The organism is Prevotella sp. P4-67 (assembly GCF_002251325.1).
GTDB lineage: Bacteria > Bacteroidota > Bacteroidia > Bacteroidales > Bacteroidaceae > Prevotella.
In genome coordinates this window covers 103,016-123,733 of the sequence record NZ_NPJL01000039.1, presented here as the reverse complement: position 1 = coordinate 123,733, position 20,718 = coordinate 103,016, and the positions used below count along the sequence as shown (strand labels likewise).

The following is a 20,718-nucleotide window of genomic DNA, read 5'->3' as shown; positions in this document are numbered from 1 at the left end:
GCGGAAATATGCAGGCTGCCATGCAGTATGGGCTGTGACGGCCGGCAACGTAACTGCCGGAAAAACAACAGCCGCACCTGTGGGTGCGGCTGCAGTGTCGTTTCATCCTGGGATGAAAGTATAAGGTATGAGGACTTGTCATGGAGATGCCGGCGGCAATGACGGCTCAGCCCTCTCTCAGAAAGTCGAGCGCCTCGCTTATCTCCTCTTCGCCGACTATCTGGTTGATGTGTATCTCGCCCACATCGCTGAGCAGGGTGACATTGATGTCGGTGCCCGTGTTCTTCTTGTCGTGGTGCATCAGGGCGAGCAGCTGCGGATAGTCGTCGCAGGTGATGGCAGGGGTACCATAATACTGGCAGATGTAATGGAGCGTCTGGCGCAACTTGTCGGCGGGGAAGCCCAGCCTGGTGGCGCTGAGATAGAGTTCGGCCACGATGCCGTAGGCCACGGCATAGCCATGCAGGATGGGGGTGCGCTGTAGCAGCAGGCTCTCTATGGCGTGGCCCACGGTATGGCCCAGGTTGAGCGCCTTGCGCAGCCCCTGCTCCAGTGGGTCTTGGGCCACGATGTCTTCCTTGACCTTGACCGAGTCGGCAACGAGCCTGCCCAGAAGGCTATAGTCGGGCGCGGCGAGGTCGAACTGCAGCAGACTGGCCCACTGGGCGGTGGTAGAGATGAGGCCGTGCTTGAGCATCTCGGCATAGCCCGAGCGCAGGTTCTCGCCGTCGAGCGTGGCAAGGAAGTCGGCGCACAGCAGCACGAAGCGTGCCTCGGCAAAGACGCCAATCTCGTTTTTCAGTCCGCCGAAGTTGACGCCGGTCTTTCCGCCCACCGAGGCGTCGACCATGCCCAGCAGCGAGGTGGGGATATTGATGAAGTTGATACCCCGCTTGAAGGTGGCTGCCGCCATGCCGCCGAGGTCGGTCACCACGCCTCCGCCCAGGCAGATGACCAGCGAGTGGCGCGTGGCACCATGCTCCTGAAGCTGTTGCCATACGGCGGTGAGGGTAGTGAGGTCCTTGTGGGCGTCGCTGGGCTCGATGGTGATGGTGATGACATCGCGCAGACAGCGGAAGGTGCTGAGCCTGCCCATGCAGTGGGCATGGGTGTTGCGGTCGGCGATGACAAAGATGCGGTCGTGCTCACACTCGGCTATCGCCATGGTGAGGTCGCGCTCGAGGTCGGTGGTAAGGATTACCTGCTGATGTTTATTGGATAGTGTTTCGGTTGGTTTCATAACATAATGCTCTTTTTGTATAGCAAGGACAAAAGTAGGCAAAACTAAGGAGAAAGTATCTAACACAGTGATAACAATTAAGAGTTTTTAAGATAAAAGTGTCGCCGTTTGCGCACATCCCGCTGACAGTGTGCATAAAAATGATGAGGCTCACGATTAAACCTTTGGCCCGTGGAGGCGTCAAAAAACTAACAAAGCAACACATACGAAACAACAATGAAGAACAAGACACTGCTACTACTGCTGCTACTGCTGCTATCGTCTGCGATGACGATGGCCCAAGAGCGGCTCGTCACGGGCCAACTCTTTGACCCCGAGAGCAAGGAGCCCATCGAGCAAGCCTCGGTGCAGCTGCTCAATGCCGACAGCACCTATGCCGGAGGTACGCTGAGCAACGAACAGGGCGTATTCAAACTGCGCATCAAGAAAGACGGCAAATACCGTCTGCGTATATCAAGTATAGGCTATCAGACCATCGTGAAGCGCATCGTGATAAGCGACGGCAAGAACCTGGCCCTCGGCAAGATGGAGATGAAGACCGACGCCGTGGTGCTCAAGGAGACCCAGGTGGTAGGGCAGGCACTCAAGGTGACGGTCAAGGAAGACACCTTTATATATAATAGCGCCGCCTATCGCACACCCGAAGGCTCGACCATCGAGGAACTGGTGAAGCAGCTGCCGGGCGTGGAGGTCGACGAAAACGGCAAGATAACCCACAACGGCAAGGAGGTGAAGAAGATACTGGTAGACGGCAAGGAGTTTATGACTGGCGACACCAAGATAGCCATGAAGAATCTGCCCACCTCTATCGTGGAGAAAATCAAGGCCTATGACGAAAAGAGCGACCTGGCGCGCATCACCGGCGTCGACGACGGCGAAGAGACCACCGTGCTCGACTTCGGACTGAAGAAGGGCATGAACCGCGGCACCTTTGCCAATGTAGACCTGGGTTTGGGCAACCACAGCCGCTATGCCGAGAGAGGCATGGGCGCATACTTTGACGACAAAAACAGGTTCATGATGTTTGGCAGTGCCAACAACGTGAACGATATGGGTTTCCCCGGTGGTGGCAGAGGCCGCTTCGGGGCCGGCCGTCAGGGTCTGAACGCCGCCAAGATGCTGGGGTTCAACTATAACTACGAGAAAGTCAAGAAGATAAAGATAGACCTGAGTGCATTCTGGCGCCACAATGACGGCGATGCCTTCACACGCAGTTCGGCAGAGAACTTCGTCAATACCACTGGTGCCTTCTCCAACAGTATACGGCAGAACTACTCGCGCAGCGATAGCTGGAATGTACAGGGAAGACTGGAGTGGCAGCCCGACACGATGACCAACATCATGTTCAGGCCCACATTGTCGTGGTCGAAGAGCGACGGACTGACCACCTCGACCTCGGCATCGTTTAATGCCGACCCCTATCTCTACTCAGAGAGTCCGCTCGACGACAGCGAACTGGAAGAGATAAGCCGTGAGGGCATCGTGGTCAACTCGCAGAAGAGCAACTCGATAAACTACAGCAACAGCAAGAACCTGAGCGGTATGCTGCAGGTGAACCGCAAGCTCAACACGCGTGGACGCAGCATCACATTCGGTGCGGGCGGAGGCTACGGCGAAAGCGACAGCGAGAGCATGTCACTCAATGCCACCCGACTGTGGCTCAAGCAGACCGCAGAGGGTCTGGACTCGACCTATCAGACCCACCGCTACAATCTGATGCCCACCGACAACTACAACTACCGGCTGTCGGCGACCTTCACCGAACCCCTCTTCAAGGGCGCCTTCCTGCAGCTGCGCTACAACTTCAGATACAACCACAGCAAGAGCGACCGCTCTACCTACGACTTCAGCAGACTGAGCAGCAGCGTCTTTGACGGCGTCAACCCCGAGTACCGCGGTTGGGGCGACTATCTCAACCTGCTGCCCGGCACGCTGCCCGACTATCTCGACCAGACGCTGAGCCGCTACTCGGAATACAACAACTATATCCACGAGATGAACCTGACCTTCAGGCTCATCAAGAGCAAGTATCAGCTCAACGCCGGATTTATGGTGCAGCCCCAGCGTTCGAAGTATATCCAGGACTATCAGGGAGTGCATGTCGACACGGTGCGCACGGTAACCAATCTGTCGCCTACATTTGATTTGCGCTACCGCTTCAACCGCCAGCACCAGTTGCGCATACGCTATCGCGGCACCACGAGCCAGCCCAGCATGAGCCAGCTGCTCGACATCACCGACGACAGCAACCCGCTCGACATCTCGAAGGGTAACCCCGGACTGAAGCCCTCGTTTACCAATGACTTCAATCTCTTCTACAACAACTTCATCACCAAGCGTTCGCAGTTTGTCAATGCCAATCTGTCGTTTCAGACTACGCGCAACTCAATAAGCAATATGGTGACCTATGACGAGGTGACTGGCGGGCGCACCAGCCGTCCGGAGAACATCAACGGCAACTGGAGCATCGGCGGAGGACTGCTCTACAACACCTCTATCGACTCGACCGGTACGTGGTATACCAATACCAACACCGATGCCAGATTTGCCAACAACGTGAGCTACCTCACCCTGGACCGTACAAGCGGTGTGCAGAAAAACCGCACCCGCACGCTCAATCTGCGCGAACAGCTCAATGTGGGTTATCGTAAGGGATGGGCTTCGATAGAACTCAACGGGTCGGTCAACTATATGCACGGCCGCAACCAGTTGCAGAGCCAGAGCAACCTCGATACATGGCAGTTCAGCTATGGAGCCACGTTCAGCCTCAATACCCCCTGGGGTACGGCACTCTCTACCAATATCTCCGAAAGCAGCCGCCGTGGATATAACGACAACTCGATGAACACCAACGAGCTGATATGGAACGCTCAGGTATCGCAGGGCTTCCTCAAGGGCAAGCCCCTCACCGTGCTGCTCCAGTTCTACGACCTGCTGCACCAGCAGAGCAACTTCAGCCGTACCATCGACGCCTTCCAGCGTAGCGATACATGGTATAACAGCATCAACAGCTATGCCATGCTCCATGTGGTCTATCGCTTCAATATGTTTGGCGGCAAGAACGCCCGTCAGGGTATGCGCAGACGAGGCGACATGGCTCCCGGCGATATGCCCCAGGGTCGTCCGCAGGGTGGTCGCGGATATGGAGGTCCGCCTCCCGGCGGTATGCCTCCCCGCGGGCCAGGTATGGGCATCTGACTTGATGGCCGACAACCAAAATGGGCTGCAACTCACGTCTTGTAGAGTTGCAGCCCATTTGGGTTGGTGGATGAGGGATGACCGCCTACAGCCCGTAGAGATGGCTGATGAGCACCTTGACGCCTATGGCTATCAGGATGAGGCCGCCCAAGAGCTCGGGCTTGATGCGCCGCGTGACGGTCGAACCGAAACGGATGCCGAGCAGATAGCCGATGACCGAGAAAAGCGCGGAGACGAGTCCGATGATGGTCAGAGGTTCTGCCAGATCGACCGACGAGCGATAGCCGGTACAGGCAAACGAGATGCCTATGGCAAGGGCGTCGATGCTGGTGGCTACCGCCAGTACCAGCTGGGTGCGCAGCGATGTGGGGCAGAAGCTCTGGCGCTCTTCGGGCAGAAAGGACTCGTGTATCATCTTGCCGCCGAGAAACAGCAACAGTGAGAAGGCTATCCAGTGGTCGTAAGCCTCTAACTGGCGGGCAAAGAGCGAGGTGCCGAGCCATCCGATGTAAGGCATAAACGCCTGGAAAGCGCCGAAGAAGAAAGCGGTAAGGAGTATGGTGCGCCACTGGCGGCGGCGCAGGATGACGCCACACACGGTGGAGACCGTGAAGCAGTCCATGGCGAGGGCTACGGCGAGTAGCAGCAGTTCGAGAGTGTCGGCCATCACCTATATATATTATAATAAGGTGTCGAGGGTGCCCAGGATGCGCTCTATCTCGGCTGGGAAGTGCTGCATCTCGAGCTCGTGTTCCTTGCGGGCGATGTCGTCGACGGTGTCGGTGGGCAGGAGCGGGGTGGAAAACTGGCTGATGATGGCTCCGCCGTCTATCTCGTCACTCACCCAGTGGATGGTCATGCCGGTCTCGGTGTCTCCGGCAGCCTTGACAGCCTCGTGGACATGGCGTCCATACATGCCTTTGCCACCATAACGGGGCAGAAGGGCAGGATGGATGTTAATCATGCGGTGGGCGTAAGCGGTAGTGAGCGTCTCGGGAATGAGCGAGAGAAATCCGGCGAGGACAATGAAGGTGACGTGATAGTCGGTCCGCAACATACGGACAAACTGCGGACTTGCCAGTTCTTCTCTGTTGACCACGAGGGTAGGGATGCCATAAGGCTCTACACGCGCCAAAGCTCCGGCCTTGGCACTGCTGCTCACCACCAGCGCCACGTTGACCTCGGGATGGTGGGCGAAATGTCGGATGATGTTCTCGCAGTTGGTACCACTGCCAGATACAAAGATGGCAAGATTATGCTTCATCGTCGTTGCCCCAATCAAAGTCGTCATCAATATCGTCGAAGTCCAACAATGCCGGGTCGACAAAGGCGTCCATGGCACGTCGGTCTTTCTTGGTGGGGCGTCCGGTTCCGCGCGCTCTGTCGACAAATCCGCTGATGCGGCTCATCTCCAGCAGTTCGTACTGCTTGGGGTCGGTGACATTCTCGTAAATCTCGGGAATGAGCTTGGCTCCCACGCGCTGCTCGATGGGCTGGAGTATCTTGAACGAATAGGTGATGGGCGGTTTGCGCACCGACACCACATCGCCAGCCTTGACCATGCGTGCCGGCTTGACATTGATGCCATCGATGGTGACGCGTCCGTTCTTGATAGCGTCGACGGCTATGCTGCGTGTCTTGTATATGCGCGCAGCCCACAGCCACTTGTCTATACGTGCCTCGGTTTTCATTTCTTTCCCAGTTTGTTGTATTGGTTCATGGTGATGTCGATACCAGCCAGCACAAAGCTCTTGATGATGTCGACGGCAATGTCAATGCTGGGCTTGAGCTTGAGCAGGTCGTCATCGGAGAATCGGCCCAGTACCCAATCGACCTGGGCGCCACGGGGGTAGTCTCCGCCGATGCCCATGCGCAAGCGGGGATAGTCCTGGCCAATGAGCTGCTGGATATGCCCCAGTCCGTTGTGGCCGCCGTTGCTGCCGTTGGCCTTCAGACGGAAGGCGCCTACGGGCAGGGCGACGTCGTCGGAGATGACGAGCAACCGCTTCTGGTCAATGTTCTCCTTGTTCAGCCAGTAGCGCACTGCGTTGCCGCTGAGGTTCATGAAGGTGGTGGGCTTGAGCAGAAAAACCTTGCGTCCCTTAATCGATGTCTCTGCCACGAAACCATAACGCTTATCCTCAAAAACAATATTGGACGCCTTAGCAAAAGCGTCCAATACCATAAAACCTGTATTGTGTCGGGTATCCTGATACTCAGCACCGGGGTTACCCAGACCACAAATCAAAAATTTGTCCATTCGCTATCAATTAAGCCTGAGCGGCGGCAGCAGCAGCGGCAGCAGCCTGACGGGTCATCTTAATAGAGCAAACGATAACTTCCTTAGCATTGGCAATCTCAAGGCCCTCGAAACTCAGCTCACCAACCTTGATGCTCTTACCAATCTTGAGAGCGGTAACGTCAACGTCGAGGTGCTCGGGAATCTGCTGATAAGGAGCGGTAACGTTGAGCTTGCGCATAGAGAGGTTCATACGACCACCATCGCGAACACCCTGAGCCAGACCTACGAGGCGAACAGGAATACCGATAGTGATAGGCTTCTGGTCGTTAACCTCCAGGAAGTCGATGTGCATAACGGCGTCTGTCACGGGGTCAAACTGAAGTTCCTTCAGGATTGCGGTGTGAGACTCGCCGTCGATGATGAGGTTGATAACATAAACATGGGGAGTGTAAACAATCTTGCGGAGGTCGCTCATAGCTACAGCAAATGCTAAAGCTACAGGCTTGTTGTCCTCTTTTGCCTCACCATAAAGATTACAAGGAACCATGCCCTGCTTACGAAGATGTTTAGAAGCTTTTTTACCAAGGTCTGTACGCTTCTGACCTGTTACATTAATCTCTTTCATAATGTGTTACTCTAAATTATTAATTAATTCGCCATCACACTGAGATGCGAAAAGCGCTGCAAAGGTAGCCTTTTTCCTCGGATTATGCAAAGAATTTCTAAAAAAACATTTATTTTCAGCGTTTTTATTGCATAGAATTTGTTTTTTGACTATTTTTGTAGCGAAAATAAAAGAAACACCAATTATTATTAGAGAATGATAAACAGAGAATTGATTAGAACTAAGGTAGTTCAGTTAACCTACGCCTACTACCAAAACGGCAACAAGAACATGGAGAATGCTGAAAAGGAGTTGTTGTTTAGCCTCTCCAAGGCTTATGACCTTTACAACTATCTGTTGCTGTTAATCGTCGAGATTTCAAGAGAGGAAAGACGTCGATTTGATATTCTCACAGCTCGTGCGGAGCGTGAAGGCACAGACAAACCATCCAACAAATTTGCTTTTAACAAGTTCGCCATCCAGCTCGAGGAGAACAAGATGCTCAACGCTTTCCTGGAAGACAAGAAGCTCACCTGGGAAAACGACAAGGAGTTTATCCGCGGCAAGTGCAATCAGATAGAGCAGAGTGAAGTATATAAGGAATATATGGACAGCGATGACGATTCTTATGAGGCTGACCGTGAAGTGTGGCGCAAGCTCTATAAGATGCTCATTCAGGACAATGCCGAGCTCGATGCCATTCTGGAAGAGAAGAGTCTCTATTGGAATGACGACAAAGAGATAGTAGATACCTTCGTACTGAAGACCATCAAGCGCTTCGACCCTGCCAACAAGGGCAACCAGGAACTCCTGCCCGAATACAAGGACGAGGAAGACCGCGAGTTTGCACGCAAGCTGTTCCGCGCTACCATCCTCAATGCCGATACTTATCAGCGCTATATGAGCGAGGCCAGTCACAACTGGGATTTCTCGCGTCTGGCGTACATGGATGTGGTCATCATGCAGATAGCCATAGCCGAGATGATGACTTTCCCCAACATCCCCATCAGCGTTACCATCAACGAATTTGTGGATTTGGCAAAGCTCTACAGTACACCCAAGAGCGGCAGCTACATCAACGGTATGCTCGACGGCATAGCCCGCCATCTGGTCAATACCGGCAAGCTGCTCAAGCCCATTGAGCCTGCCCATCGCAATGGTGGCAAATAATAATAGAAGAATAGTAACAACAATCAAAACATAAAAATAGACTAATATGAGTACACTTATCTTAGCTGCCCAGGGCCAAGGCGCCGGAGGCGGTATGGGAATGATTATTGTGTTGATAGCCATGTTTGTAATCATGTGGCTGTTTATGATTCGCCCACAGCAGAAGAAGCAGAAAGAAATACGCAACTTCCAGAACTCGCTGCAGGCCGGCGACCACGTGGTAACCGGTGGTGGCATTTATGGCACAGTAAAGAATATCAATCTGGAGAAGAATACGGTAGAGGTAGAGATTGCCCGCGGCGTGAACATCGTAGTCGATAAGAGCTATGTATTCGCCGATGCCAATTCTCCCATGCGCCAGGCATAAATGACGAACCTGAACCGTAATATGGCACATGTCAAGAACTTCTTGTTCGGTTTCGTCAACAAGGAGTTCTTGATTTTTTTGTTCTTTCTCGCGCTCAGCGGCACATTCTGGCTGCTGATGACGCTCAACGAGAGCTATGAGAAAGAACTCAAGATTCCCGTGTACCTTACCAATATACCCAAGAACGTAATCATCACGTCTCAGAGCACAGACTCTATCACGGTAACGGTAAGGGACAAGGGATTCTCCCTCTTGGCCTATATGACCAACAAGCAGAAACCCATCAACTTCAATTTCGAGGCGTCGGCCAACAAAGTGGCTGGCAAGGGCGTCATCACCTCGGGCGACATGATCAAGGCAGCATTCAACCAGCTGTTTGGCTCGTCGCGCGTCACTGGTGTGAAGCCCGACCGCATCGAGTATTTCTTCAATTATGGCGAGTCCAAACTTGTTCCGGTCAAGCTGGTAGGAAAGATTGAGCCCGAGAAGGCTTACTATCTTGCCGGCAAGAAGGTGATGCCCGAAAAGGTGACCGTGTATGCCCGCAAGGACATGCTCGACAGCATCAAGTATGTCACCACCGCCGATCTGAACATCGTCAATTTCAATGATACCGTAGAGCGGGTGGTGGAGTTGAAGCAGGTCAAGGGAGTCAAGACAGTGCCGGCGACGGTCAAGATAGTGCTCTATCCCGATATCCTCACCGAGCAGACCATAGAGGTGCCCATCACGGCAGTCAATATGCCCGAGGGCAAGGTGCTGCGAACATTCCCCTCCAAGGTCAGGGTGAGATTTTCCATCGGAGCCAGCATGTACCGCAATGTCAAGGCCGACCAGTTCAAGGTGGTGGCCGACTACAACGAGCTGCAGGCCCATCCGCAAGACAAGTGCATGCTCCATCTCAAGGCTTATCCTCACAACGTGTCACGATGCCATCTGGTCAGCCAGAAGGTTGACTATCTCATCGAACAGCAATGAAAATAGCCATCACAGGAGGTATAGGAGCCGGCAAGTCCTATGTGTGCCAGCGGCTTAGAGCCCGTGGCATCGCCGTCTACGACTGCGACAGCGCCGCCAAGAGGCTCATGGCAGAGTCTCAAGCTATCCGCGAAGGACTTATCTCTCTGGTGGGCCCCGATGTCTATAGCCAGGGACAGCTCCGCAAGGATGTGCTGACAGAGTTTCTGCTCCAGAGCGAGGCCAACAAGCAGGCGGTCAATGATGTGGTTCATCCCGCTGTGGCTGAAGACTTCATGGCTTCGGGCTACGACTGGCTCGAGAGCGCCATACTCTTCGACAGCGGATTTGACAGACGCATAGCGTTCGACCATGTGATATGCGTCACCGCTCCAGAGTCCCTGAGAGTGGAGCGCATCATGGCGCGCGACCATGTGAGCCGCGACAGAGCACTCGAGTGGATACGCCGGCAGATGCCCCAGCAGCGTATGGTCGAGTTGAGCCACTATGTTATCGTCAACGACGGTGTGCAGGATATAGACATTCAAATCAGTCAGATTAATAATAATATAAACAGATTATAAAGAAAACAATGGAAACAATTCTTTCGATTTCAGGCAAGCCAGGTCTCTACAAGCTGGTTTCGCGTGGTAAAATGAACTTGATAGTAGAAACCCTTGACGACGCTCACCGTCGTATGCCGGCTTTTGCCACCGACCGCGTGACCAGTCTGGCCGATATAGCCATGTACACCGATGCCGAGGATATCCCTCTGTGGCAGGTGCTCAAGAATGTAGGCGAGAAGGAGCAGAGCAAGCCTTGCTCTATCCATTACAAGAAGGCCACAAGCAAGGAGCTTCGTGCCTATTTTGCCGAGGTGCTGCCCTCTTACGATGAGGAGCGTGTACACGACAGCGATATCCGCAAGCTCATCCAGTGGTATGATATCCTCGTCAACAACGGCATCACCGATTTCGAGGCCGTGCTCGCTCCCACCGAGGGCGACAACGTGGATGACCGCGCCGAGTAAAGATGTATATATATAATAAGGTGTATCTCTCGCCTGTAGGCTGAGGGGCGCACCTTATTTAGTTTTAATCAATAGGAGGAAAACAACAATGAGAAAAATCATGATCACCCTCGTGGCTGCTTTTGCATGCACTGTAGCAGCTATGGCACAGGATGTAGAGTTCAAGGTTTCAGGCGTAGTGCCCCAGGGCACCGTCAAGGCAATGGCCGGCGAGTATGGCCGTGGCAAGACGATTTATACCGACAGCGTATGCGCAGGTGGCAAGTTCGCCATCGCCGGCAAGGCGCCCAAGGATGCCATCGTCGCTGTGGCAGTCTTCACCAAGGACGACCGCAACCTGATGTTCTTCATCAACGATGGCACTCCGCTCGCACTCGACTATACCAAGAACGAGTACAAGGGCTCTGCCCTCAACGAGCGTGTTGCCGCATTCTGGGTTTATATGAATGACTGTATGTCCAAGCAGTACAGCATGGATCGCGAACTGAAGGCTGGCAAGGCCACTCCCGAGCGCCAGAAGGAGCTGGAGGCCGAGTTGAAGCGTCTTGACAATGAGAGCAATGAGGTAATCTATAAGTTCTATCGCGACAACCGCGACAATGTGCTGCCTGCCGTCATCGGCTTGGAGTATTTCTACTCGTTCGACTACGACCATCTCAAGGAGTTCTGCGACCCCGCCACCGCTTATTTCAACCATCCCGCTATGATGCAGGCCAAGAGCAAGCTGGCTGGACTCGAGAAGCGCCGTACCGGTCTTACCTTCCACGACCTCACCATGCAGGATATGGACGGCAAGACTGTCAAACTGAGCCAGTGGGTTGGTCAGGGCCAGTATGTACTGGTAGACTTCTGGGCATCATGGTGTGGTCCATGCCGCCGCGAGATGCCTACCGTGGTAGAGGCTTACAATCGCTACCATGCCAGCAAGGGCTTCAATGTCGTAGGAGTTTCGTTCGACGACAAGCTCGACCGTTGGAAGGACGGCGTCAAGCAGTTGGGTATGGCTTGGCCTCAGATGTCAGACCTCAAGGGCTGGAAGTGTGCTGCCAACGAGGTCTATGGCGTAAGCTCCATTCCGAGCAATGTGCTCGTTGACCCCCAGGGCAAGATTGTGGCTTCCGACCTGCGTGGCAAGGAACTGCTGAACAAGCTCAAGGAAATCTACGGCGAATAACCATTCGTCACTACCGATAGCGTCAAGGGCGTGCCGGCGACAGAGAGTCATCTGTCTGCGGCACGCCCTTTGTCGTGGCAGCGGGGCGGTGTCCTGCAGCTATGGCAAACGCACGAGATAGTGAGACCCTTGCCTCTGGCGCCAGCCCCAAAGTCATCACGTTGGCGCCAGCGACGATAAAAAACAGCGCGCTTGCTTTGTTTTCTCTTTGGTTTGTAGTAACTTTGCATCATTAATTAATTACAGATATGGAAATGACCAAGACACCTCTTCTCGGCATGACCCTCTTGGAGCTCAAGGAAGTGGCTCGAGCATTGGGGATGCCTGCTTTTGCCGGCGGACAGATGGCCAAGTGGCTCTATCAGCGTCAGGTGAAAAGCATAGACGAGATGACAGATATATCCAAGGCCAACAGACAGAAGCTGGCCGAGGCCTACGAGATAGGAGCCCGTGCGCCCATCGACGAGCAGCGCTCGGTCGACGGCACAGTCAAGTATCTCTTCCCCACAGCCGAAGGCAAGTTTGTGGAGACGGTATATATTCCCGACCACGACCGCGCCACGCTCTGCGTGTCGTCACAGGTGGGATGCAAGATGAACTGTCTGTTCTGCCAGACGGGCAAGCAGGGCTTCGAGGGAAGCCTTACTGCCACCGATATACTCAACCAGATATACTCGCTGCCCGAGCACGACACGCTGACCAACATCGTGTTTATGGGCCAGGGCGAACCGATGGACAATCTCGACAATGTGCTGAGAGCCACCCAGGTGCTCACCGCCGACTACGGTTATGCCTGGAGCCCCAAGCGCATCACGGTGTCTTCGGTGGGAGTGCGCAACAAGCTGAAGCGCTTCATCGAGGAGAGCGACTGCCATGTGGCGATAAGCCTGCATGCGCCTACCCACGAGTTGCGCAGCCAGCTGATGCCTGCCGAGCGGGGTATGGGCATCGAAGAGGTCGTTGAGCTGCTGCGCAACTACGACTTCTCCCATCAGCGCCGCCTCTCGTTCGAGTATATCGTCTTTGACGGAGTCAACGACAGCATCGAGCATGCCCAGCAGATTATCACGCTGCTCAAGGGGCTCGACTGCCGCATCAACCTTATCCGCTTCCACCAGATACCCGAGGTCAACCTGCGGGGAGTCGACGACTCGCGCATGGAGGCGTTCAGAGACTATCTTACCGGCCACGGCGTGTTTACCACCATCCGTGCCAGCCGCGGACAGGACATCTATGCCGCCTGCGGACTGCTGAGTACCTCGAAGAAGATAGAAGAGATAAGGCACGAGTAGACACATATTAATATTATATATATGAACGACAACAGACGAATCCGTGTGGCCATCACCCACGGCGATACCAATGGTATCGGATACGAACTTATTTTTAGAACCTTTGCAGAGCCAGAGATGCTCGAGCTCTGCACCCCCATTATCTATGGGTCGCCCAAGGCAGCCGCCTTCCACCGCAAGGCCCTCGGCCTGGAGCCCACGGGCTATGCCGTGATAAGCCATGCCGGTGAAGCCAAGGACGGCAGGGTAAACCTGGTGGCTGTGACCAACGATGAAATCAAGGTCGATCTGGGTACACCGAGCGAAGAGGCGGGTCATGCTGCGCTGATGGCGCTCGACAAGGCGATGGTAGACTATAACGACCACCTCTTCGACGTGCTGGTGACAGCCCCCGTGAGCGCTGAGAGCATGAAGCGCGCCGGGTTGGACTTCCGCGGACAGATGCACTACGTAGCCGAGTGTTTCGCCGAGCATGCCCAGGCGATGAACATTCTCGTCAACGGCCGTATGCGCATCGGACTCATGACCGACAATGTGGCTGTCAAGGACATAGCCAACGCCATAACCCGCGAGACGCTGACAGAGACTATCAAGAACTTTGCCCAGACGCTGAAGCGCGATTATCGCATCTCCAATCCACGTGTGGCAGTGCTGGCCCTCAATCCCGAGCCCAGTACCGAAGAGAAGGAGACCATCAAGCCCGTCATCGAGGCGCTGGCTGAGCAGAAGGTCAATGCCTTTGGACCCTATACCGCCAACCACTTCTTCAGCAACAGCATGTACGACTACTTCGACGGCATCCTGGCCATGTATCACGACCAGGGTATGGCGCCATTCCTGGCACAGACGCCTGAAGGTGGGGTAGAGATAGCTTCCGGCTTGCCACTGGTGTGTGTGCAGCCCTTGCAGGATGCGTCGTTCGACATCGCAGGCAAGAACGAGGCCGATGAAACCGCTCTGCGCCAGGCTATCTATCTGGCCATCGATACCTATCGCAACCGCGCCATGTACGACGAGCCGCTTGCCAATCCGCTCCCCAAGCTCTATCACGAGAAGCGTGATGAGAGCGAGAAGGTAAGATTTGCCATTCCCAAGAAGCACGAGAACAGCGGCGCTGACAAGTAGAAGATGAAGAGCAGATACAAGAACGCCTTCCTGGTCTTTGGACTGGTGGTGCTGGCCGTGATGGTGTCACAGTTGGACTTTGCCGAAGTGTGGCGCGGACTGCAGCGGGCAGGCTACTGGTTTCCAGTGATTTTGGTATTATGGGCGTTGCTGTATCTGCTTAATACCGCCTCTTGGCTTACCATCATCCGCAGTCAGCAGGGCGACAGCCGCAATGTCAAGTTTGCCTGGCTCTACAAGCTCACCGTGTCTGGGTTTGCCCTCAACTACGCTACGCCTGGCGGACTGATGGGTGGCGAGCCCTATCGCATCATGGAACTGGCACCGAGGATAGGCACAGAGCGCGCCTCGTCGTCGGTGATACTCTACGCCATGACCCACATCTTCAGCCATCTCTGCTTCTGGCTGCTGTCGGTGGTGCTCTTTGTAGCCCTTTACCCCGTAGACCTGCCCATGGCCATCATGCTGGCGGCGGTCACTGCGGGATGCGGACTGGGCATCTGGTTCTTTCTCAGCGGTTATCGCCGTGGACTGGCCAACAGGCTGATGGCGCTCCTGCGTCACATACCGCTGCTCAAGTCGAGGGTAGGGCGGTTTGTCGAGACCCACAAGACCCAGCTCGACGCCATCGACATGCAGATAACGGCTCTCCACGGCCAGCGTCCGGCGTCATTCATACTGGCGGTAAGCCTTGAGCTGGCTTGCCGCATACTTTCTGCGCTCGAAATCTACTTCATCCTGCTCGTCCTCACGCCGTCGGTGAGTTATGGAGCCTGCATCCTGATACTGGCATTTACCTCGCTGCTTGCCAATCTGCTCTTTTTCATGCCCTTGCAGCTTGGTGGACGCGAGGGAGGATTCCTGCTCTCGACCACAGGTCTGGGCATGACCGCCAATGCCGCCATCTTTGTGGCGCTGCTGGTGCGTCTGCGCGAACTGGTGTGGACTGGCATCGGACTGATGCTCATCAAGGTGGCAGAGGGCAGGAAAAATAGTTATAAATAGTTAAAGCGCTATGAAAAAGCGCTTTATTCCATAAGAAATCACTAACTTTGTACTCTAAATATTACGATTTAGCGTGAAAATTATAGAAGTGGTTAATGCCCTTGAACGATTCGCGCCTCTGCCTTTGCAGGAAGACTATGACAATGCCGGCTTGCAAATAGGATTGACAGAAGCGGAGATTTCAGGGGCTTTATTGTGTCTTGACGTGACCGAAGAGACCGTGGATGAGGCCATCCGCAAGGGCTGCAACCTCATCGTGTCGCATCACCCGCTCATCTTCCGCCGGCTGCGGCGTATAGCGGGCGAAGATATGGTGCAACGCGTTGTGGCTAAGGCTATTGTCAATCACATTGTCATCGTGTCGATGCACACCAATATGGATGCCGCACAGGGCGGAGTCAACTTTAAGATTGCCGAGAAGATGGGGCTCAGCCACGTAGGTTTCATCGGCAAGACCCGCCAGGCCGAGGCTCATGGCGCATCGGCAGATGCCGACGCCATGGTGGCAGGTGGCGAGGGCGTGATGGGAGAGTGGGACGAGCCTATGGCTGCCGACGATTTCATCCAGATGCTCAAGCAGACATTCGGCGTAGAGTGCGTCATGGCCAACCAGTTGCTGCGCAGGCCCATACGCAAGGTTGCGCTGTGTGGCGGTGCCGGCGCGTTCATGCTCGACGAGGCCATAGCCCGCGGTGCCGATGCCTTTGTCACAGGCGAGATGAGCTATCACCAGTATTTCGGCCACGAGCAGGAGATACAGATTGCCGTCATAGGGCACTATCAGAGCGAACAGTTTACGACAGAAATATTCAAAACAATCATAGAGGAGCAGTGTGAGGGTGTGAAATGCGAAATTTCGGCCATCGACACCAATCCCATCATTTATTTTTAATACGATTATGGTAAAAAAATCACCTACTGAATTGACCGTAGAGGAGAAGCTGCAGGCGCTCTATCAGCTGCAGGTTACTCTGTCGGCTATCGACGAGAAGCGCGCATTGCGCGGTGAGTTGCCTCTGGAAGTACAGGACTTGGCCGACGAACTCGAAGGTCTCAAGACCCGTGTGGAGAAAATCGAAGGCGACATCAATGAGTTCCAGAGTGCCGTGACTGCCAAGAAGGGCGAAATAGCCAAGGCACAGGCAGGTATCGAAAGATACAAGGAGCAGCTCAACGACGTGAAGAACAACCGTGAGTATGACACGCTGACCAAGGAAATTGAATTCCAGTCGCTCGAGGTGGAACTCTGTAACAAGAAGATAAAGGATGCCATCATTCGCATCGACGAGAAGAAGAAGGAACTCGAGCAGACCAAGGAAATCATCGCCGACCGCACTGAGGCACTGGCTGAAAAGCGTGGCGAGCTCGACGAAATCATGCAGGAAACTCGCGACGACGAGGAGAAACTCAAGGCCAGAGCCCGCGAGCTCGAGGCTAAGATTGAGCCCCGTCTGCTGGCAAGTTTCAAGCGCATCCGCAAGAGTGCCCGTAACGGTCTTGGTATCACCGTAGAGCAGCGTGATGCCTGTGGCGGTTGCAACAACAAGATTCCACCACAGCGCCAGATAGATATCAAGATGCACAAGAAGATTATCGTATGCGAATATTGCGGTCGTATCATGATTGACAGCGAACTCGCAGGCATCAAGAAGGATGTGGAGGAAAAGCCCAAGAAGCGCGCTACCCGTAAGAAGAAGACCGATGACGCAGAGTAATCTCCTGTCGTCATTCATAACCATAACAATCCCTATCCGCAAGCAGCAGATAGGGATTTTTTGTACACTCAGCAGCATTATCTGACGGGAAATACCCTGGGTAAGCCCAATTCTTTAGCAGACAGCAATAGTGATGGGCATACCTGATGAAATATCAAAGCCGTTTCAGACTGATTGCTGAAACGGCTTTGAAGATATTTGGAGTTTTGATGATTTCCCTAAACTACCATCCACCACCCAGTGCCTTATACATCTTGACCATGGTGATTTGCTTGTCGCGGATGGCATTGCTCAGTCCTATCTGGGCATCGAAGTAACTACGCTGGGCGTCGAGCACATCCAAGTAGCCAATGACACCGTTGATGTACTGCAACTGCGCCAGTTCCATAGTAGCCTTTGAGGAGCGTTCCAGCTCGCGGCGCGACTCGTAGATTTCCTTGATTTTATTGAACTCAACGATGGCGTTGCGGGCATCCTTGAAAGCACTGAGCACAGCTTTTTCGTATCCATAGCAGGCCTGCTCGTAGGCTGCTTTCTGCGCTTTCAGCATGGCGCGGTTCTTGCCCATAGCGAAAAGCGGACCCAGCAGGTTGGCGCCGAGGTAGTGAATGGGCGACTTGAAGAAGTCTGACATTTGCTTGCTCTCCAACCCGTAATTGGCTGTGAGGGTGATGCGTGGAAAGAGGTTGGTAAATGCCATACCCACGGCAGCGTTGCTGGCAATTAGGCGTTGCTCGGCTTCACGCACATCGGGGCGCCGTTCCAGCAGAGTGGAGGGGAGACCCACTGGCAGTGACTCGGGCAACTTCACTTCTTCGGGAAGAATGGAGCGGTGTATTACCTGCGGATATTCGCCAGCCAAGAAGGCGATGTCGTTCTCCTTGACAGAAATCTTACGCTCTAACTCGGGCACCAATGTGGCTGTACGGGCGTATTCCACCTCTGCGCTGCAGGGGATGACCTTTGTGCTGCTGGAGATGACCTTTGTGCTGCTGGAGATGACCTTTGCGTTGCTGGAGATGACCTCTGCGCTGCGGGAGATGCTATGCAGTGATGTTGGAGGTCAGTTTGGTGGGTATGGAGATGATACTCTGTGGCGCTGGGATGATAGCTGCCGGCTCGTGTCGGACGGCACGGATGCGCGTCTTGTCCGATGCGGACACACGTTTCATACGATGCGGACTCACGTGCCTTACGATGCGCGTCGGCCATGACCATCACGGCGACGCTGTCTTAGTCCTCCGACTTGGGCAATGTCATTACGCGTTTTTGGGGCTTGGTTGGCGCGGTAATGGAGATAAAAACTGTCAAGAAAAATTACCGCTGTTTTCTTGCCGTTTTGTCATAAATTTTCATAATTGGGAATGTCTTCAAAGAAGACGTACTTCTGGCTGTCTGAATCCAGCTTGCAGCAGTAATGGGAGAGGCCGTTGCTCACCACCAGATAGTCGGCTTTGAGCAACAGGTTGTAGGCAAAGATCTGGTCAAAGGTCTGCTGGGTTATCTTGATGTGCGGGGCTTTGTACTCGACAATCATGCGTGGGCTGAGTTGGGTGGAGTAGAGCACGCTGTCGGCCCGCAGCGTCTTGGAGCCAATCTTCAGCTTGACCTCGTTGGCAAGCAGCGAGGCAGGGTAGCCCTTGGACTCTATTAAATAATGTATAAAGTGCTGCCGTACCCACTCTTCGGGAGTGAGCGCTACATATTTGCGGCGCAGAATGTCAAAGATGGTGGGCTGGGTGGGCGTTCCTCCCATGCGTACATCAAAAGGGGGCAGATTTAATTGCATATTATCTGATTTTTTAATGGTTTGTAGAGTGGTAAACGGGGAAAAAAAACAATTTGTTTTGTATTGCGCCCGATTTACATTACCTTTGTAGGTGAATGAGAGGGCTCGCGCTTTCATACAAAGGTAGTGTAAACCTGTGGAAATAACAAACAAATCGGTTGATTTATTTTCGGGGCGACGACTGCTGGACAAGAAAGCCGAAAAGCTGGGCTCTACGATAGCACAATCATTAACGACGCTGCCGGGTGCTGCCATGCGCCTTGTGGGGTCAGAAACAACCGATTATGGCAGTAAAAGAAACAGGAATCACTTATGAAGCCGTGATGCGCGACCTGGTGGCGCAGAATTTCGCGCCTGTCTATCTCTTGATGGGGGATGAACCCTATTTTATAGACAAAATCTCGGCGTATATCGAGGAACATGCGCTGCAGCCCGAAGAGAAAGACTTCAATCAGGTGGTGGCGTTCGGCTCGGATATCACCGCTCCGCAGGTGGTCGACTTGGCCCGCGAATTTCCGCTGATGGCTTCGCGTCGCGTGGTCATCATCAAGGAAGCGCAGGGCATGAAGAGTGGCGACGGACTGGAGAAGTATCTTGCAGCCCCGGTGTCTTCGACCGTCCTGGTGCTTTGCTACAAGGGTGGCAAAGCCGACAGGGGAGTGGTCGCCAAGGCCAAAGCCAAGGGTGTGGTCTTTGAGAGCAAAAAGAAGCGCGACTACGAGTTGCCGGCATTTGTCGAAGGATATGTCAAAATGCAGAAGGCGGTCATCGACCACAAAGCGGCTGAGATGATAGCCGACCATGTGGGCTCCGATTTGGCACGCCTCACCTCAGAGGTAGACAAGGTACTCATCTCTCTTCCCGAGGACAACCGGCAGATTACTCCGGAAGTGGTGGAGGAACAAATTGGCATCAGCAAAGATTTCAACATCTTCGAATTGAAAAATGCGGTGGTCGCCAAGGATGTTTTCAAGGCCAACCAGATTATGAATTATTTTGACAATAATCCCAAGGCTGGTTCGCTGTATGCAGTCGTGCCTCTGCTCTTTAATTATTTCCAAAATCTGATGATTGCCTTCTATGCTCCCGAGCGAACCAATGAAAATTCGGTGGCGTCGTTCTTGGGATTGAAGTCTCCCTGGGCGGCAAAAGAGTACATCTCTGGCATGCGCAATTACAATGCGATGAAGGTAATGCAGATTATCCACATGATAAAAAGTGTCGATGCAAGGAGCAAAGGTTTGGGCAATGTTTCGGCTACGGCTTCCGATTTGGCCAAAGAACTTCTGTTCTTCATAATGCACTGATTTCCGTTTTTTCATACCATCATTATAGCATCAAAAATGGGGCTTCGGCCCCCTTTTTGATGCCTTTTTTGACCGTTTTTGCCACTATTTCGCCCTGAAAACGCGGTTTTTGGACTTTTCTGGGCCGTTTTTCGCAAGTTTTGAAACCACTATTTTTTAGCCTTAAATGGCTGAAAATTATCTATTTAGGCAGAAATACCCTCAAAAATACTCGCATATTTGCAAACGAGCTGGACAATGGCTCGAAATATGCGATTTATTTGATTTTTTCGGTCATCAGGGTGGTCGCAAAGGTTGTCTTAACTTTTATTATCATATTGATTTGTAAATCTAAAAACATAAACTAAACAGCGGAAGTTAATGAATTTACATTTGAACATTATAATATTTATTACAAAGAACATCACGGGTGATTTAGATATGAATATTAATATGTAAAACATTCACAACTACAAACCTAACGCATATTTATGCGCCGCCAAAAATCAGCGCAAAACCTATGA

At 53.4% G+C, this 20,718-nt stretch carries 21 protein-coding genes and 1 pseudogene; 13 read left to right on the top strand and 9 right to left on the bottom strand.

Annotated elements, in window-relative coordinates; translation table 11 throughout:
• Nucleotides 1-166 precede the first annotated feature (166 nt).
• Complete coding sequence (gene aroB, locus CIK92_RS06565; RefSeq protein ID WP_094388545.1) at nt 167-1,240, bottom strand: 3-dehydroquinate synthase; 1,074 nt, start codon at nt 1,238-1,240, stop codon at nt 167-169.
• Nucleotides 1,241-1,456: 216 nt separating this feature from the next.
• Here aroB and CIK92_RS06560 point away from each other — a divergent pair, with 216 nt between their 5' ends.
• Entirely contained in the window at nt 1,457-4,438 is a 2,982-nt protein-coding gene (locus CIK92_RS06560; RefSeq protein WP_094388544.1) for a TonB-dependent receptor, read from the top strand.
• A gap of 85 nt (nt 4,439-4,523) precedes the next feature.
• Here the strand turns inward: CIK92_RS06560 and CIK92_RS06555 are convergent, their stop codons facing one another.
• Genes CIK92_RS06555 through CIK92_RS06535 form a run of 5 tightly spaced genes read right to left on the bottom strand, consistent with a single transcriptional unit; the run spans nt 4,524 to nt 7,305 of the window.
• A complete protein-coding gene (locus CIK92_RS06555) occupies nt 4,524-5,105 on the bottom strand; it encodes a manganese efflux pump MntP family protein (protein WP_022310804.1) in 582 nt (193 codons plus the stop codon).
• Between the two features lie 12 nt (nt 5,106-5,117).
• Nucleotides 5,118-5,702 (bottom strand): phosphoribosylglycinamide formyltransferase, encoded by a 585-nt coding sequence (locus tag CIK92_RS06550; RefSeq protein ID WP_094388543.1) that lies wholly within the window; start codon nt 5,700-5,702, stop codon nt 5,118-5,120.
• Nucleotides 5,692-6,129 carry an RNA-binding S4 domain-containing protein gene (locus tag CIK92_RS06545; protein WP_094388542.1) on the bottom strand — a complete coding sequence of 146 codons (438 nt, stop codon included), beginning with the start codon at nt 6,127-6,129 and terminating at the stop codon, nt 5,692-5,694. The genes CIK92_RS06550 and CIK92_RS06545 overlap by 11 nt, the downstream gene beginning before the upstream one ends.
• Nucleotides 6,126-6,698 (bottom strand): aminoacyl-tRNA hydrolase, encoded by a 573-nt coding sequence (gene pth / locus CIK92_RS06540; protein ID WP_022310801.1) that lies wholly within the window; start codon nt 6,696-6,698, stop codon nt 6,126-6,128. The genes CIK92_RS06545 and pth overlap by 4 nt, the downstream gene beginning before the upstream one ends.
• Before the next feature lie 10 nt (nt 6,699-6,708).
• A complete protein-coding gene (locus tag CIK92_RS06535; RefSeq protein WP_094385926.1) occupies nt 6,709-7,305 on the bottom strand; it encodes a 50S ribosomal protein L25/general stress protein Ctc in 597 nt (198 codons plus the stop codon).
• Between the two features lie 195 nt (nt 7,306-7,500).
• Between CIK92_RS06535 and nusB the strand changes: the two genes are divergently transcribed.
• The 11 genes from nusB (at nt 7,501) to CIK92_RS06480 (ending at nt 17,119) form a co-directional block, all read left to right on the top strand.
• On the top strand, nt 7,501-8,454 hold the full coding sequence (gene nusB / locus CIK92_RS06530; RefSeq protein ID WP_094385929.1) for a transcription antitermination factor NusB: 954 nt from the start codon (nt 7,501-7,503) through the stop codon (nt 8,452-8,454).
• 46 nt (nt 8,455-8,500) lie between these two features.
• Nucleotides 8,501-8,821 (top strand): preprotein translocase subunit YajC, encoded by a 321-nt coding sequence (gene yajC / locus CIK92_RS06525; protein WP_094388541.1) that lies wholly within the window; start codon nt 8,501-8,503, stop codon nt 8,819-8,821.
• Nucleotides 8,822-8,842: 21 nt separating this feature from the next.
• Entirely contained in the window at nt 8,843-9,799 is a 957-nt protein-coding gene (locus tag CIK92_RS06520; protein WP_254046016.1) for a YbbR-like domain-containing protein, read from the top strand.
• Nucleotides 9,796-10,362 (top strand): dephospho-CoA kinase, encoded by a 567-nt coding sequence (coaE, locus tag CIK92_RS06515; protein WP_094388540.1) that lies wholly within the window; start codon nt 9,796-9,798, stop codon nt 10,360-10,362. Before CIK92_RS06520 ends, coaE begins: the two co-directional genes overlap by 4 nt.
• An 8-nt stretch (nt 10,363-10,370) precedes the next feature.
• Nucleotides 10,371-10,808 (top strand): DUF5606 domain-containing protein, encoded by a 438-nt coding sequence (locus tag CIK92_RS06510; RefSeq protein WP_022310795.1) that lies wholly within the window; start codon nt 10,371-10,373, stop codon nt 10,806-10,808.
• A gap of 88 nt (nt 10,809-10,896) precedes the next feature.
• On the top strand, nt 10,897-11,982 hold the full coding sequence (locus tag CIK92_RS06505) for a TlpA disulfide reductase family protein (protein ID WP_254046015.1): 1,086 nt from the start codon (nt 10,897-10,899) through the stop codon (nt 11,980-11,982).
• Nucleotides 11,983-12,230: 248 nt separating this feature from the next.
• On the top strand, nt 12,231-13,274 hold the full coding sequence (gene rlmN / locus CIK92_RS06500; RefSeq protein WP_094385933.1) for a 23S rRNA (adenine(2503)-C(2))-methyltransferase RlmN: 1,044 nt from the start codon (nt 12,231-12,233) through the stop codon (nt 13,272-13,274).
• Nucleotides 13,275-13,295: 21 nt separating this feature from the next.
• Nucleotides 13,296-14,399, top strand: a complete 1,104-nt coding sequence (locus CIK92_RS06495; RefSeq protein ID WP_094388539.1) for a PdxA family protein — start codon at nt 13,296-13,298, stop codon at nt 14,397-14,399.
• Between the two features lie 3 nt (nt 14,400-14,402).
• The gene (locus CIK92_RS06490) at nt 14,403-15,404 is read left to right on the top strand and encodes a lysylphosphatidylglycerol synthase transmembrane domain-containing protein (protein WP_094385938.1); all 1,002 of its coding nucleotides are present in this window, start codon (nt 14,403-14,405) and stop codon (nt 15,402-15,404) included.
• Between the two features lie 73 nt (nt 15,405-15,477).
• Nucleotides 15,478-16,296: a Nif3-like dinuclear metal center hexameric protein gene (locus tag CIK92_RS06485; RefSeq protein WP_094388538.1), complete on the top strand. Its 819-nt coding sequence runs from the start codon at nt 15,478-15,480 to the stop codon at nt 16,294-16,296.
• 7 nt (nt 16,297-16,303) lie between these two features.
• Nucleotides 16,304-17,119 (top strand): zinc ribbon domain-containing protein, encoded by an 816-nt coding sequence (locus CIK92_RS06480; RefSeq protein WP_094388537.1) that lies wholly within the window; start codon nt 16,304-16,306, stop codon nt 17,117-17,119.
• A 223-nt stretch (nt 17,120-17,342) separates the two neighbouring features.
• On the opposite strand, the pseudogene CIK92_RS06475 reads toward CIK92_RS06480, so the two are convergent.
• The 3 genes and pseudogenes from CIK92_RS06475 to CIK92_RS06465 all read right to left on the bottom strand — a co-directional run.
• A pseudogene (locus tag CIK92_RS06475) lies at nt 17,343-18,065 on the bottom strand (TolC family protein); the annotation flags it as partial.
• A 97-nt stretch (nt 18,066-18,162) separates the two neighbouring features.
• A complete protein-coding gene (locus CIK92_RS14190) occupies nt 18,163-18,291 on the bottom strand; it encodes a hypothetical protein (protein WP_256387330.1) in 129 nt (42 codons plus the stop codon).
• A 170-nt stretch (nt 18,292-18,461) separates the two neighbouring features.
• Nucleotides 18,462-18,908, bottom strand: a complete 447-nt coding sequence (locus CIK92_RS06465; protein WP_094388535.1) for a type I restriction enzyme HsdR N-terminal domain-containing protein — start codon at nt 18,906-18,908, stop codon at nt 18,462-18,464.
• A gap of 284 nt (nt 18,909-19,192) precedes the next feature.
• Here CIK92_RS06465 and holA point away from each other — a divergent pair, with 284 nt between their 5' ends.
• Nucleotides 19,193-20,215, top strand: coding sequence for a DNA polymerase III subunit delta (holA, locus tag CIK92_RS06460; protein WP_094388534.1), 1,023 nt, complete (start codon nt 19,193-19,195; stop codon nt 20,213-20,215).
• Nucleotides 20,216-20,718: the final 503 nt, after the last annotated feature.

Bases quoted from the DNA above. Each gene is read 5' to 3' on its own strand.
- aroB (WP_094388545.1), bottom strand. From the start codon at position 1,240: ATGAAACCAACCGAAACACTATCCAATAAACATCAGCAGGTAATCCTT.
- CIK92_RS06560 (WP_094388544.1), top strand. From the start codon at position 1,457: ATGAAGAACAAGACACTGCTACTACTGCTGCTACTGCTGCTATCGTCT.
- CIK92_RS06555 (WP_022310804.1), bottom strand. From the start codon at position 5,105: ATGGCCGACACTCTCGAACTGCTGCTACTCGCCGTAGCCCTCGCCATG.
- CIK92_RS06550 (WP_094388543.1), bottom strand. From the start codon at position 5,702: ATGAAGCATAATCTTGCCATCTTTGTATCTGGCAGTGGTACCAACTGC.
- CIK92_RS06545 (WP_094388542.1), bottom strand. From the start codon at position 6,129: ATGAAAACCGAGGCACGTATAGACAAGTGGCTGTGGGCTGCGCGCATA.
- pth (WP_022310801.1), bottom strand. From the start codon at position 6,698: ATGGACAAATTTTTGATTTGTGGTCTGGGTAACCCCGGTGCTGAGTAT.
- CIK92_RS06535 (WP_094385926.1), bottom strand. From the start codon at position 7,305: ATGAAAGAGATTAATGTAACAGGTCAGAAGCGTACAGACCTTGGTAAA.
- nusB (WP_094385929.1), top strand. From the start codon at position 7,501: ATGATAAACAGAGAATTGATTAGAACTAAGGTAGTTCAGTTAACCTAC.
- yajC (WP_094388541.1), top strand. From the start codon at position 8,501: ATGAGTACACTTATCTTAGCTGCCCAGGGCCAAGGCGCCGGAGGCGGT.
- CIK92_RS06520 (WP_254046016.1), top strand. From the start codon at position 8,843: ATGGCACATGTCAAGAACTTCTTGTTCGGTTTCGTCAACAAGGAGTTC.
- coaE (WP_094388540.1), top strand. From the start codon at position 9,796: ATGAAAATAGCCATCACAGGAGGTATAGGAGCCGGCAAGTCCTATGTG.
- CIK92_RS06510 (WP_022310795.1), top strand. From the start codon at position 10,371: ATGGAAACAATTCTTTCGATTTCAGGCAAGCCAGGTCTCTACAAGCTG.
- CIK92_RS06505 (WP_254046015.1), top strand. From the start codon at position 10,897: ATGAGAAAAATCATGATCACCCTCGTGGCTGCTTTTGCATGCACTGTA.
- rlmN (WP_094385933.1), top strand. From the start codon at position 12,231: ATGGAAATGACCAAGACACCTCTTCTCGGCATGACCCTCTTGGAGCTC.
- CIK92_RS06495 (WP_094388539.1), top strand. From the start codon at position 13,296: ATGAACGACAACAGACGAATCCGTGTGGCCATCACCCACGGCGATACC.
- CIK92_RS06490 (WP_094385938.1), top strand. From the start codon at position 14,403: ATGAAGAGCAGATACAAGAACGCCTTCCTGGTCTTTGGACTGGTGGTG.
- CIK92_RS06480 (WP_094388537.1), top strand. From the start codon at position 16,304: ATGGTAAAAAAATCACCTACTGAATTGACCGTAGAGGAGAAGCTGCAG.
- CIK92_RS14190 (WP_256387330.1), bottom strand. From the start codon at position 18,291: ATGAAACGTGTGTCCGCATCGGACAAGACGCGCATCCGTGCCGTCCGA.
- CIK92_RS06465 (WP_094388535.1), bottom strand. From the start codon at position 18,908: ATGCAATTAAATCTGCCCCCTTTTGATGTACGCATGGGAGGAACGCCC.
- holA (WP_094388534.1), top strand. From the start codon at position 19,193: ATGGCAGTAAAAGAAACAGGAATCACTTATGAAGCCGTGATGCGCGAC.